12 protein-coding genes are annotated in these 12,976 nt (G+C 53.4%); 6 read left to right on the forward strand and 6 right to left on the reverse strand.

Annotated elements, in window-relative coordinates:
* The first annotated feature begins 34 nt into the window (after positions 1-34).
* Entirely contained in the window at positions 35-445 is a 411-nt protein-coding gene (locus tag NA330_RS22020) for a YbhQ family protein (RefSeq protein WP_000871970.1), read from the forward strand.
* On the opposite strand, the gene NA330_RS22025 is transcribed toward NA330_RS22020, so the two are convergent.
* The 6 genes from NA330_RS22025 to NA330_RS22050 all read right to left on the reverse strand — a co-directional run bounded on the left by NA330_RS22025 (position 407) and on the right by NA330_RS22050 (position 7,147).
* Entirely contained in the window at positions 407-1,513 is a 1,107-nt protein-coding gene (locus NA330_RS22025) for an ABC transporter permease (RefSeq protein WP_000469044.1), read from the reverse strand. The genes NA330_RS22020 and NA330_RS22025 overlap by 39 nt on opposite strands.
* A gap of 115 nt (positions 1,514-1,628) precedes the next feature.
* The gene (locus NA330_RS22030; protein ID WP_000045762.1) at positions 1,629-2,759 is read right to left on the reverse strand and encodes an ABC transporter permease; all 1,131 of its coding nucleotides are present in this window, start codon (positions 2,757-2,759) and stop codon (positions 1,629-1,631) included.
* Positions 2,752-4,488 carry an ATP-binding cassette domain-containing protein gene (locus tag NA330_RS22035; protein ID WP_001287616.1) on the reverse strand — a complete coding sequence of 579 codons (1,737 nt, stop codon included), beginning with the start codon at positions 4,486-4,488 and terminating at the stop codon, positions 2,752-2,754. Before NA330_RS22035 ends, NA330_RS22030 begins: the two co-directional genes overlap by 8 nt.
* Positions 4,481-5,476, reverse strand: coding sequence for a secretion protein HlyD (hlyD, locus tag NA330_RS22040; protein ID WP_023242352.1), 996 nt, complete (start codon positions 5,474-5,476; stop codon positions 4,481-4,483). The genes NA330_RS22035 and hlyD overlap by 8 nt, the downstream gene beginning before the upstream one ends.
* Entirely contained in the window at positions 5,476-6,150 is a 675-nt protein-coding gene (gene cecR, locus NA330_RS22045; RefSeq protein WP_001025254.1) for a transcriptional regulator CecR, read from the reverse strand. The genes hlyD and cecR overlap by 1 nt, the downstream gene beginning before the upstream one ends.
* A 73-nt stretch (positions 6,151-6,223) precedes the next feature.
* On the reverse strand, positions 6,224-7,147 hold the full coding sequence (locus NA330_RS22050; protein ID WP_001075546.1) for a LysR substrate-binding domain-containing protein: 924 nt from the start codon (positions 7,145-7,147) through the stop codon (positions 6,224-6,226).
* A 540-nt stretch (positions 7,148-7,687) separates the two neighbouring features.
* Between NA330_RS22050 and NA330_RS22055 the strand changes: the two genes are divergently transcribed.
* The 5 genes from NA330_RS22055 to NA330_RS22075 form a co-directional block, all read left to right on the forward strand.
* Positions 7,688-9,019 carry an MFS transporter gene (locus tag NA330_RS22055; RefSeq protein ID WP_001518324.1) on the forward strand — a complete coding sequence of 444 codons (1,332 nt, stop codon included), beginning with the start codon at positions 7,688-7,690 and terminating at the stop codon, positions 9,017-9,019.
* A gap of 50 nt (positions 9,020-9,069) precedes the next feature.
* Positions 9,070-9,819, forward strand: coding sequence for an SDR family NAD(P)-dependent oxidoreductase (locus tag NA330_RS22060; RefSeq protein ID WP_001523094.1), 750 nt, complete (start codon positions 9,070-9,072; stop codon positions 9,817-9,819).
* A 13-nt stretch (positions 9,820-9,832) separates the two neighbouring features.
* Positions 9,833-10,678, forward strand: coding sequence for a transketolase (locus NA330_RS22065; RefSeq protein ID WP_000784292.1), 846 nt, complete (start codon positions 9,833-9,835; stop codon positions 10,676-10,678).
* Positions 10,678-11,670, forward strand: a complete 993-nt coding sequence (locus NA330_RS22070; protein ID WP_052894833.1) for a transketolase family protein — start codon at positions 10,678-10,680, stop codon at positions 11,668-11,670. Before NA330_RS22065 ends, NA330_RS22070 begins: the two co-directional genes overlap by 1 nt.
* Positions 11,671-11,726: 56 nt before the next feature.
* The coding region (locus NA330_RS22075; protein ID WP_198879426.1) for an aldehyde dehydrogenase family protein at positions 11,727-12,976 on the forward strand (1,250 nt) is incomplete at its 3' end.

Raw genomic sequence — 12,976 nt, forward strand, 5'->3', positions numbered from 1 at the left:
AATAATGAGAGAAAAATGCTTCAGGAGAAAAGCCATGAAGTGGCAACAACGCGTTCGTGTCGCAACCGGCCTCGGTTGTTGGCAGATTATGTTGCATTTACTGGTAGTGGCGATGCTGGTAATAGGCTGGATGAGCGGCACATTAGTGCGCGTCGGCCTGGGATTATGCGTGCTTTATGGCGTGACGGTACTGCTGATGCTGGCGTTGCAGCGCCATCATGAGCAACGCTGGCGCGATGTGGCGGATGTGCTGGAAGAGCTGACTACCACCTGGTACTTCGGCACCGCGCTGATTGTCCTCTGGCTGCTATCCCGCGTATTGCAAAACAATGTCTTACTGGCGCTGGCGGGGCTGGCTATCCTGGCCGGGCCCGCCGTGGTCTCGCTACTGGCGAAAGATAAAAAGCTACATCACTTTGCGTCTAAACATCGCATACGCCGCTGAACCCGTGGTGGCCGCTATCACCAGTAGCGGCCACAAACTTCCCCAGACAATCCCCAGACTCGCATCCTTAAGATAAATTTGCTTGGTAATATCAGTAAAGTGGCGGATAGGATTTATCCACGTCAGGTTTTGCAGCCAGACTGGCATATTTTCCACCGGCGAGACATAACCCGAGAGCAAAATCGCCGGCATCATAAAGACAAAGACGCCGATAAACGCCTGCTGTTGCGTGGCGCAAAGCGATGATATCAGCAAGCCAAAGCCTACCAGCGACAGCCCGTAAATCACCATCGTGAAATAAAACAGCGCTAATGAACCGGCGAAGGGAATTTGGTATGCCCAAATGCCGATAGCCAGCACGATCGTGGCCTGGAAGGTCGCGACAATCAGCGCCGGCACCGCTTTACCAACGAAAATCTGCCAGGTGGTGAGCGGAGAGACCAGCAGCTGATCCAGAGTGCCTTGTTCACGCTCGCGGGCGACGGACAGCGAAGTGACGATCATCACGCCAATAGTGGTGATCATGGCGATCAGCGAGGGCACCACAAACCACTTGTAGTCCAGATTCGGGTTATACCAGTTGCGTACCACCAGTTCGCTATTGTTGGGCTTTGGCTTGCCGTCCAGCAATGTCTGCTGATACTCCTTGACGATCTGTTGCAGATAATTGGCGGCGATTTGCGCGCTGTTGGAGTTACGTCCATCAAGAATGAGTTGCATCGGCGCTGGCTGGAAGGTATCCAGATTCCGCGAGAAATCCGCCGGGAAGCGTACCAGCAGCAGCGCTTTTTGCGTATCGATAGTCGGCTGGATCTCCTGCGGACTGTTCAGCAATAGCACATGGGTAAACGCTTTCGCGCGGGCAAAGCGCTGGGTAAGTTCTACCGAATGTTTGCCGTTATCTTCGTTATAGATGGCGATAGTCGCGTTAGTGACTTCAAGCGTCGCGGCGAACGGAAACAGGATGACCTGAATCAGCACCGGCAGAATCAGGATCGCGCGCGTTTGCGGTTCGCGTAAAAGCGATTGCAGTTCTTTGCGAATTAACGTCCATAAGCGATGAAACATGTCCGTCCTCTCAGTCCAGTTTGTAGGCCTGATAAGCAAAGCGCATCAGGCATAATGCCGGATGGCGGCGTGAACGCCTTATCCGGCCTACGACGACAATTATCCATACACATATTTAATCCAGCCGTCGTTTGGTTTTTAGCCACGTCAGGCCAATAAACATCACCGCCGAGGCGATTAAAAACAGTACGTTAACGCCTAACACGACCGGAATATTGCCGGCCAGAAACAGACTTTGCAGGGTGCTGACAAAATAGCGCGCCGGAATAATATAGGTCACCGCGCGGATCACCGCAGGCATACTGTCTATCTGGAAGATAAATCCGGACAGCATAATCGAGGGCAAAAACGCGGCGTTCAGCGCCACCTGCGCGGCGTTAAACTGGTTGCGAGTGATGGTGGAAATCAACAGCCCCATCCCCAGCGTACTCAGTAAAAACAGACTGGTGATGATAAACAGAATCACCAGCGAACCGCGATACGGCACGCCGAGAATAAACACCGATACCAGCATACAGAGCAGCATCGCCAGCATACCGAGAAAGTAATAGGGAATAAGCTTACACAGCAGCAGTTCAACACGCGTCACTTCGGTTGAGAGCAGCGCCTCCATCGTGCCGCGCTCCCATTCGCGGGCAACGACCAGCGAGGTGAGGATTGCGCCAATTACCGTCATGATAATGGTCACCGCCCCGGGAATAATAAAATGCTGACTGATCGCCGCTGGGTTAAACCAGTAGCGCGTCTGGACGTCGATGAGCGGTTCAAAGGTGTCGCCGCGATCTTCCGCCCGCTGCTGTTGCCAGATTTGCCAGATGCCTTCCACATAACCCTGAACGAAGTTGGCGGTGTTTGGCTCGCTGCCGTCGGTAATCACCTGAATCGGCGCGCTGTCACCGGCGCGCGCCATTTGCTGCGCGAAATCCACCGGAATCACCACCAGTCCGCGAATACGTCCGGCCTGCATTTTTTCAATTAATTCATGGCGATTATCGCTAATGGTCGCGTCGATATAGGGTGAACCGGTCATCGCATGAGTGAAATCCAGCGCCTCCTGGCTTTGCTGTTCAAGCAGAATCCCCACCCGCAGCTTGCTGGAGTCGAGGTTAATGCCGTAACCAAAAATAAACAGCAACAGCAGCGGGATCACCACCGCAATCAGCCAGCTACTGGGATCGCGCACGATCTGGCGCGTCTCTTTGACGCACAACGCACGCACGCGGCGCCAGGAGAGAGACTTACTCATGCGTATGCTCCTTATCCCAGTCATTGATGAGAGTGATAAAGGCCTGCTCCATCGTCGGATCGGCCTGTTGCTCATCGGCGGCCTGCGCTTTGAGATCGTCCGGCGTACCGCTGGCGATAAGCTTCCCGCGATAAACCAGTCCGATGCGATCGCAATATTCCGCTTCATCCATAAAGTGGGTCGTCACCATTACCGTGACCCCTTTTTCCACCATGCTATTAATGTGCAGCCAAAATTCACGGCGGGTGAGGGGATCAACCCCGGACGTTGGTTCATCAAGGAATAAAATATCCGGTTCGTGCATCAGCGAGCAGGCCAGCGCCAGTCGCTGTTTAAAGCCCAGCGGCAGCGCATCGGTGGGATGCGACGCGATGCTTTTCAGACCAAACGCTTCACTCATGCGCTGAATTTTTTCATTTTGCGCGCGGCCCCGCAAACCGTAGACGCCGGAGAAAAAACGCAGGTTCTGCTCAACCGTCAGGTTGCCGTAAAGCGAAAATTTTTGCGCCATATAGCCCAGATGCTGACGGGCTTTGCCGGAGCTGACTTTCAGATCCATATCCAGCACCAGCGCCTTGCCGGACGTCGGCACCAGCAGGCCGCACATCATTTTAAAGGTGGTTGATTTACCCGCGCCGTTCGGGCCGAGCAGGCCAAAAATCTCGCCGCGCTGTACGACGAAATTAACATGGTCCGTGGCTGCGAAATCGCCAAATTTTTTCGTCAGTTCCTGCGCTTCAATCACCGTTTCGCCGGCAGTGCCTTCAACCGTATGCAGGATTGAACCCAGCGGAGACTCCGAGGTTCCCGCTCCGCCAAGCAGATCGATAAACGCATCTTCGAAGCGCGGCGCGGTCTCATTGAGGGTGATTTCCGGCATTCCTTCGGCCTGACGAATATCTGCTGCGGTCGCCTCTTTTTTCAGGATCAGGCGTACCGAACGTCCCTGAATCATGCCGTCGCTCACCTGCGGCAGTCTGAGCGCTCTCTGTAGCAACTTACGGTTGTTTTCCTGTGGACTGCTCATCAGAAAGCTACGACCGGCCATCGTTTGCGTCAGCGCTTTAGGTTCGCCCTGATAGAGCAGCTCGCCTTCATTCATCAGCAGCACATCGCGACACTGTTCGGCTTCATCCAGATAGGAGGTGCTCCATAAAATCAGCATCCCGTCGCCCGCCAGTTCGTGGACCATTTGCCACAACTCGCGCCGTGAAATCGGGTCAACGCCAACGCCCGGTTCATCCAACAGCAGCACTTTCGGTTCGCCGACCAGCGTACAGGCCAGCCCCAGTTTTTGCTTCATCCCGCCGGACAATTTCCCCGCCAGACGGCCAGTGAAAGGGCCGAGGGCGGTAAATTCCAACAAACGGGCAAAGGTCTTTTCCCGTATCTCGCCGGTAACGCTGCGTAAATCGGCATAGAGATTAAGGTTCTCCATGACGGTAAGATCTTCATACAGACCGAATTTCTGCGGCATATAGCCCAGAACCGCGTGCAGCTCGCTGTCGTTTTGTATCGGGTCGAAGCCCAATACGGACGCGCTGCCGCCATCGGCTTTGAGCAGGCCTGCCAGCATACGCATTAGCGTGGTTTTTCCTGCGCCGTCCGGCCCTACCAGCCCGGTGACATAACCGGAATGAATGGTACAGTCGAGCGGCGCGACGGCGGGTTTATCCATTCCCGCAAAGCGCTTCGTCAGACCGTGCAGCGTAATAACGGCCTCACTCATGCCGTGCCTCGTCATTAAATTTCACCGTGACTGGCATCCCCTGGCGTAACGCATCGTCCGCATCGGTGACGATAATGCGCAGGCGATAGACGAGATCGGTACGCAGATCCGGCGTTTCGACGGTTTTCGGCGTAAATTCCGCGGTGGGCGAAACGAAACCAATCTTGCCGTGGTAAGGTTTGTCAGGACGACCGTCGGTATACAACAGAATGTCGCGCCCCGGTTGCGTCTGACTGAGGTTGCGTTCATCGACATAGGCGCGCACCCAGACGGGGCGGGTCAGCGAGAGCGTTAATACCGTGCTGCCGGCGTTCAGCATACTGCCAGGCTCGACCGCGCGGGTGAGCAAGGTTCCGTTGGCAGGCGCGATAAGCGTGGTGTCCTGCAAATCAAGCTGCGCCTGCGCCAGTTGGGCCTTTGTCTGTTCCAGGCTGGCTTTCGCCTGGGCGATATCCTGTTCACGATTACCGGTACGGTACTGGCTCAGTTTATCCTGCGCGGACTTCAGCGTCGCCTGCGCCTGATCGCGCGATGAGCGGGCGTTTTCCAGATCGTTAGCGGAAATGGTGCGGCTTTTCCACAATCCTTGCTGACGGTTATAAAAGTTTTGCGCGTAGTCATAAGCGGCTTGCGCCTGTCTGACGGCGGCGGCGGCCTGGGCTATCTCTTCATCGCGATAGCCTGCCAGCATCAAATCATATTGCGCCTGCGCGACCGACACGCCAGCTTTCGCCTGCATTAGCGCGTTTTCGTATGGCGCGTGATCCAGTTCGCCGAGCACCTGTCCGGCTTTGATGGCATCGCCTTCATCAACATTCAGCGATGCCAGCCTGCCGCCGACGCGAAAGCTGATATTGACGGTACGGATATCGACATTACCGTATAGCGTCAGCCCATCGTCCTGCCGACTTTGATACCACCAGGTTCCACCGGCAATCACAGCGACGATCGCTGCGATTGCCAGTCCGATAACGACAGGTTTTTTCATCAGTCCAGACTCCTTTGCGTTAAACCGTGCAGAATAAGATCGATGTGGCAGGTTACCGTCTGGTAAATCAGCTCCGCTTTTTCTTCATCAAACTGCGGCCAGCCGGTACGTAACAGAATAGTTTCTTTGCCGAGACGAAACGCCAGCACTTCGCCCAGTAAGGCATGGGTATGCAAAATCATGCGCGTATCATTGGCGTCGCAGCCGGTATAAGCGGCAACCAATCTTGTCAGATGGGTGTGCAACGGATCGATAACCTGTTCATGGACCAATTGATAGGCCGACGTGGGAGAGAGCTGCTCGCGTGAAATAAATTTGCTCAGGTTAACGGTGTCTTCCTGCGTCAGCAGCATAATCATGTTCTTGCAGGCGAGCAGAATGAGCTCGCGTATGGCGTCCCGGTCAGGGGCAGGCTGGCTAAACAGACGTTCCGCTTTTTCAGCATGGGGGCGGAATTTTTCGCCAAGAAAATCGGCAATCCACTGGGCGCAGGCGAGGTATAAATCCTCTTTTGAGCCGAAATAGTAAGTAATGGCGGCAATATTTTGCCCCGCCAGCGCGGCGATATCGCGCGTGGTGGCATGGAGGCCATACTCGCCAAACTGCGCCAGTGCGGCGGCAATGAGCTGACTTTTCGCCTGCTCGCCCTTGGTGGTCGTAGTGGGAATATTCATCACACGCCCTAAGTCTTAATCAATCGATTGATTAACTTTAGGCGCACATTTCAGGTTTGTCTACCGCCAGCTATTAGATCTGAAATCCTTCGCGGCTTAGCTCTTTGGAAACCCAATTAAAGAATATCTTCACTTTCTCTTTTTGTTCATTGTGATGTGGCAAAACGAAGTGGTGAGCGTTAACCGGCATACTCACGTCAGTCGTAAAAACGGGCGCCAGGTGGCGTTGGCTAACGCTTTGTCCGGCCAGTAAATTGCTTTCAAGAATAATCCCCATGCCCATACGTGCAGCCTCAATGCTCATATAGGAGCGGTCAAAATTAAAAATAAAGTTTTTATTCCAGCCGCGAACCTTATGCCAGGACAGCCAGTTGCTCCAGTTGATCAGCGTGCTATCTGAATGAATAAGATCGCAACCCAGTAAGTCTTCAATGTTTTGAATGCTATGACTCGCTAAATAAGTCGATGACGTATAGGGGAGCATACGTTCATTTTTTATGGTTTTGACGACCAGCGTCGGCCATTGTGAAAGGCCGTGGCGGATATCGATGTCGATATTATCACGGGAGAACTGAATACTTTCGTAAGAACAGGTCAGGCTAATTTTAAGCTCAGGCCAGGCCTGGCGAAATTTATTCAGACGGGGCATCAACCATAGTAATCCAAAACTCGGTGCTGAATGTATGCGTAAATAATCCTGGTGAATATCATTTATGACCTGGTTGGTAGCCTGTCCAATAATGTTTAACGCCCCCGAAACCTCTTTTAAATATTTTTCACCAATCGCGGTCAATACGACGCCTTTACTGCTGCGCGAAAAAAGTTTCTTTCCCAGATACTGTTCCAGACTGGCTATCTGATGGCTTACCGCGGAGGCCGTAACATTGAGATTTTCAGCTGCCAGATTCAGGCTGTTGGTATCAGCCACTTCAATGAATGCCTGGATATTGCGTAAAGATGGCACAGGCAAGCTTTTATTCTGTAGTGGCTGGTTCATGATTATCTCCGGTGAATGGAATGATGATCGCCCAATTTTATTACCCCAGGAAGTAAATTCAGCGGTTACTCCCCTAATACCTGGTCAGCTTAACATAGGCGAAAAATAAGTTATGGGGTAATTCGTGATGAAGTTAACAGTTTTATCTGCCATTTCTGTCGGTCAAGCTGATTCAACAATAATTTGAATCCAGTCACGAAGAAAATTTTCCTCATTCATAATTGAGGTTTTTTGAATACCGTTTCTTTTGGGGATTGTTATATTGCAACCACAGGCCTGATAACAAGGCGCGATGCGGTAAGGTTCGCGAAAAAAACATATACCCAAAATAATTCGAGTTGCTTAAAGGCGGCAAGGGAGTGAGTCCCCAGGAGCATAGATAACTATGTGACTGGGGTGAGCGACAAATCTGCCGGGAGCAGATTTGAACGTCGCGTGCGACGGCCCGTCAGGGCGAGGCCCATGGATGGGCCGAGTATCCGTAGCCAACACATAAGCAACTTGAAGTATGAAGGGTATAAACAATAATGAGGATACCCTATGTCACGTATAGATACTGTAGTCTGTACTGACGCCAGGAAGACAAAATATCGTTTGGTGGTTTTGACGATGATTTTCCTGGTGTATGCAATAAATTACGCCGACAGAACCAATATCGGCGCGGTGCTGCCGTTTATCATTGATGAGTTTCATATCAACAACTTTGAAGCCGGAGCCATCGCCAGTATGTTTTTCCTTGGCTACGCGGTAAGCCAGATCCCGGCAGGTTTTTTTATCGCCAAACGCGGCACGCGGGGGTTAGTTTCACTATCAATTTTCGGCTTTTCCGCTTTCACCTGGCTGATGGGCACGGTAAGTTCGGTGTTTAGCCTGAAGATGGTGCGACTGGGACTGGGGCTTAGCGAAGGACCATGCCCGGTGGGGCTGGCTTCAACGATTAATAACTGGTTTCCGCCGAAAGAGAAAGCCACGGCAACCGGCGTTTATATCGCGGCCACCATGTTTGCGCCGATTATCGTGCCGCCGTTGGCGGTGTGGATTGCAGTCACCTGGGGCTGGCGGTGGGTCTTTTTCTCCTTTGCGATCCCGGGGATCGTGGCGGCGATTGCCTGGTATTTACTGGTTAAGTCAAAACCTTCAGAGAGCGGATTTGTTTCGCAAAGTGAACTGGAAGAGATTAATGCCGGGCGTGATATCCATAAAAACACCGTGCGGGAAAATATATTAATTGCCGATCGTTTCACTTTGCTGGATAAAATTATTCGGGTGAAGAAGATGGCGCCTATTGATACAGCGAAGGGATTATTCACCTCTAAAAATATCCTTGGTGACTGCCTGGCCTATTTTATGATGGTTAGCGTGCTGTATGGCTTATTAACCTGGATCCCACTCTATTTAGTGAAAGAGCGCGGTTTTGATGTCATGAGTATGGGGTTTGTAGCCAGTATGCCGTGCATCGGCGGGTTTATTGGCGCGATTGGCGGCGGATGGATTTCGGATAAAGTATTAGGCCGTCGTCGTAAGCCAACGATGATGTTTACCGCTATTTCCACCGTGGTCATGATGTTAATTATGCTGAATATTCCGGCAAGCACCTGGGCGGTATGTGTTGGGTTATTCTTCGTCGGTTTATGCCTGAATATTGGCTGGCCCGCATTCACAGCATACGGTATGGCGGTTTCGGACACGAAAACTTATCCCATTGCCTCTTCTATTATCAATAGCGGCGGCAACCTCGGCGGGTTTGTCGCTCCGATGGCTGCGGGTTTTTTACTTGATAAGACCGGCAGCTTTAATTCTGTATTTACCTATTTCGGTATCTGCGCAGCAATTGGTCTGGTGGTTATTCTCTTCCTCGATGAGCCACAATAACGGAAATATATCCTGTTAATTAATATGACGTAATGTCATGGAGTGAAAATATGTTATTAAAAGATAAAGTCGCCATTATTACTGGCGCGGCCTCCGCACGCGGTTTGGGTTTTGCTACCGCGAAATTATTTTCTGAAAACGGCGCTAAAGTGGTCATTATCGACCTCAATGGCGAAGCCAGCGAAGCCGCGGCTGCGGCATTAGGCGAAGGTCATCTCGGGCTGGCGGCAAACGTCGCTGACGAAGTTCAGGTTCAGGCGGCAATTGAACAGATCATAGCTAAATATGGTCGGGTCGATGTACTGGTGAATAACGCCGGTATTACTCAGCCGCTGAAGCTAATGGACATTAAGCGCGCTAATTATGACGCGGTGCTTGACGTCAGCCTGCGCGGCACGCTGTTGATGTCACAGGCGGTTATCCCGGTCATGAGAGCGCAAAAATCCGGCAGCATTGTCTGCATCTCCTCCGTTTCCGCCCAGCGCGGCGGCGGTATCTTCGGCGGCCCGCACTACAGCGCGGCAAAAGCCGGCGTGCTCGGTCTGGCGCGGGCGATGGCGCGTGAGCTTGGCCCCGATAACGTCCGCGTAAACTGCATCACTCCGGGGCTGATTCAGACCGACATCACCGCCGGTAAGCTGACCGATGAAATGACGGCCAACATCCTTGCCGGGATCCCGATGAACCGCCTGGGCGATGCGGTAGACATCGCGCGCGCCGCGCTGTTCCTGGGAAGCGATCTCGCGTCCTACTCCACCGGTATCACCCTGGATGTTAACGGCGGCATGTTAATTCACTAAGCGAGGCAATGAGATGAAGATGACCGAATCACAAAAAGTCGCCGCAGCGGCGTGGCGCATCCGCCGCTACGCCCTGCAAATGGGGGAAGTTCAGGGACAGGGCTATATCGGCCAGGCTCTGGGCTATGCCGATGTGCTGGCAACCGCGTTCAGCCACGCGATGACCTACCGTCCGGAAGACCCTGAGTGGGAAGGGCGCGACCGCTTCCTGCTCTCTCACGGCCATTACGCCATCGCCTATTATGCGGCGCTGCTGGAAGCGGGAATTATCCCGGAAGAGGAGCTGGAAACCTACGGTTCCGACGACAGCCGCCTGCCGATGTCGGGGATGGCGACCTACACGCCGGGGATGGAGATGTCCGGTGGTTCGCTGGGGCAGGGGCTGTCCATTGCCGTAGGAATGGCGCTCGGGCTGAAGCAAAAGAGCAGCACGTCCTGGGTTTATAACTCTATGTCGGATGGGGAACTGGACGAAGGTTCAACCTGGGAAGCGGCGATGTCGGCAGCCCACTATGGCCTGACTAACTTGATTAACATCGTTGATGTCAACAAACAGCAGGCGGACGGCGATTCGCGCAAAATCCTCGGCTTTGAGCCGCTGCATGAAAAATGGGCCGCTTTCGGCTGGTACGTACAGCGCGTGGACGGTAACGATCTGGCCGCGGTGATTGCGGCCTTTGACAACGCGAAAAGTCATACCGGCAACCAGCCGCGGGTCATTCTCTGCGACACGCTGATGGGCAAAGGGGTGCCGTTCCTCGAAACCCGCGATAAGAACCATTTTATTCGCGTCGATGCTGACGAGTGGCAAAAAGCGATTGCGGTGCTGGACGCTAACAAACCGGAAGGAGTGCTGTAATGAGCCAGAGTAAACCACGTTTAAAAACGTCCGCGATGATTGCTTCTATCGCCGATGAAGGCCAGGCGACGATCCCTGCGCCGTTTGGCGTCGCGCTGTCAAAACTGGCGGCGCAGCGCCCGGAAATCGTCGGTATGACCGCGGACCTGTCAAAATATACCGATCTACATATTTTCGCCCAGGCTTTCCCGGATCGCTTTTTCCAGATGGGAATGGCGGAACAGTTGCTGATGGGCGCGGCGGGGGGCATGGCGAAAGAGGGATTTATTCCCTTCGCTACCACCTACGCTGCGTTTGCCACCCGTCGCGCCTATGATTTTATCCATCAGGTGATCGCCGAAGAGCATCTGAACGTGAAGATCTGCGCAGCGCTGCCGGGCCTGACGACGGGTTATGGCCCAAGCCACCAGGCAACCGAAGATCTGGCGATTATGCGCGGCATTCCCGGCATGGTTATCGTCGATCCTTGCGATGCGCTGGAGATAGAGCAGGCGGTACCGGCAATTGCTGACCATAACGGCCCGGTGTATATGCGCCTGCTGCGCGGTAAGGTGCCGCTGGTGCTGGATAAGTACGACTATCAGTTTGAGCTGGGCAAGGCGAAACTGCTGGAGGACGGCAATGATGTGCTGATTATCTCTTCCGGGCTGATGACCATGCGTGCTCTGGAGGCGGTTGAAAAGCTACGCGCCGATAATATCAGCGTGGCCGTACTGCACGTGCCGACAATCAAGCCGCTTGATGAAAAAGCGATTATTGAGCAGGCGTCGAAGCCCGGTCGCCTGGTGATGACCGCGGAAAACCATACCTCGGTCGGCGGGTTAGGGGAGGCGATTGCCGCGCTGCTGATGCGCAAAGGCGTACGCTGTGAGCTGGATACCGTTGGTTTGCCTGACGAATTCCTGCTGGCCGGCGCGCTGCCGACGCTGCACGATCGCTACGGCATCTCCACCGCGATGATGGTAGAAAAAATTAAGCATCGTCTGCGTTAATGACTTTCGCCGCCGCGTTCTGCGGCGGCGCTTCTCTGTTTCCGTTCGAGGTTTCCATGTCGATTAATTCCATTGAAGAATTAAACGCGCTGGTTGCGCGCGTCAAAAAAGCCCAGCGTCAGTACGCGAGTTTCACGCAACAACAGGTAGACAAAATCTTCCGCGCCGCCGCTCTGGCCGCCGCTGATGCCCGCATTCCGCTGGCCAAAATGGCGGTCGCCGAGTCTGGTATGGGCATCGTGGAAGACAAAGTGATTAAAAACCACTTCGCTTCCGAATATATCTATAACGCCTATAAAGATGAAAAGACCTGCGGCGTGCTGTCAGAAGACGACACTTTCGGGACCATTACGATTGCTGAACCTGTCGGTATTATTTGCGGCATCGTTCCGACAACCAACCCGACCTCTACCGCGACTTTCAAGTCGCTAATTAGCCTGAAAACGCGTAACGCCATCATCTTCTCTCCGCATCCGCGCGCTAAAGAGGCAACCAACAAAGCGGCAGATATCGTTCTGCAAGCGGCTATCGCTGCCGGCGCGCCGAAAGATCTGATTGGCTGGATCGATCAACCTTCCGTAGAACTGTCTAACGCGCTGATGCACCACCCGGATATTAACCTGATCCTTGCGACGGGTGGTCCAGGCATGGTTAAAGCAGCATACAGCTCCGGCAAACCGGCTATCGGCGTAGGCGCAGGTAACACTCCGGTAGTGATTGATGAAACCGCGGATATCAAACGCGCTGTGGCGTCAATCCTGATGTCGAAAACCTTCGATAACGGCGTAATCTGTGCTTCTGAACAGTCTGTTGTCGTTGTTGACTCCGTCTATGATGCCGTTCGCGAGCGTTTTGCGAAATGCGGCGCGGTGATTCTGAATAAAAAAGAGAGGAAAGCTGTAGGCGGAGTATTGCTCAAAAATGGGGCGCTGAACGCGGCAATTGTCGGCCAGTCAGCGGCTACAATCGCAGAGATTGCCGGCATTTTTGTGCCTGAAAACAGCAAGGTTCTGATAGGGGAAGTGAGTGCAACGGACGTCTCTGAGCCTTTCGCTCACGAAAAACTCTCTCCGACGCTCGCCATGTACCGAGCAAAAGATTTTGCCGATGCGGTAGATAAAGCGGAGCAACTGGTCGCTATGGGCGGTATCGGTCACACTTCCTGCCTGTACACTGACCAGGATAACCAGCCAGAACGCGTTGCTTACTTCGGTCAGATGATGAAAACCGCGCGTATCCTGATCAACACCCCGGCCTCTCAGGGTGGTATCGGTGACCTGTACAACTTCAAACTCGCACCTTCCCT

Source organism: Salmonella sp. NW722, assembly GCF_051702785.1.
In the GTDB taxonomy this organism is placed as follows: domain Bacteria; phylum Pseudomonadota; class Gammaproteobacteria; order Enterobacterales; family Enterobacteriaceae; genus Salmonella; species Salmonella enterica.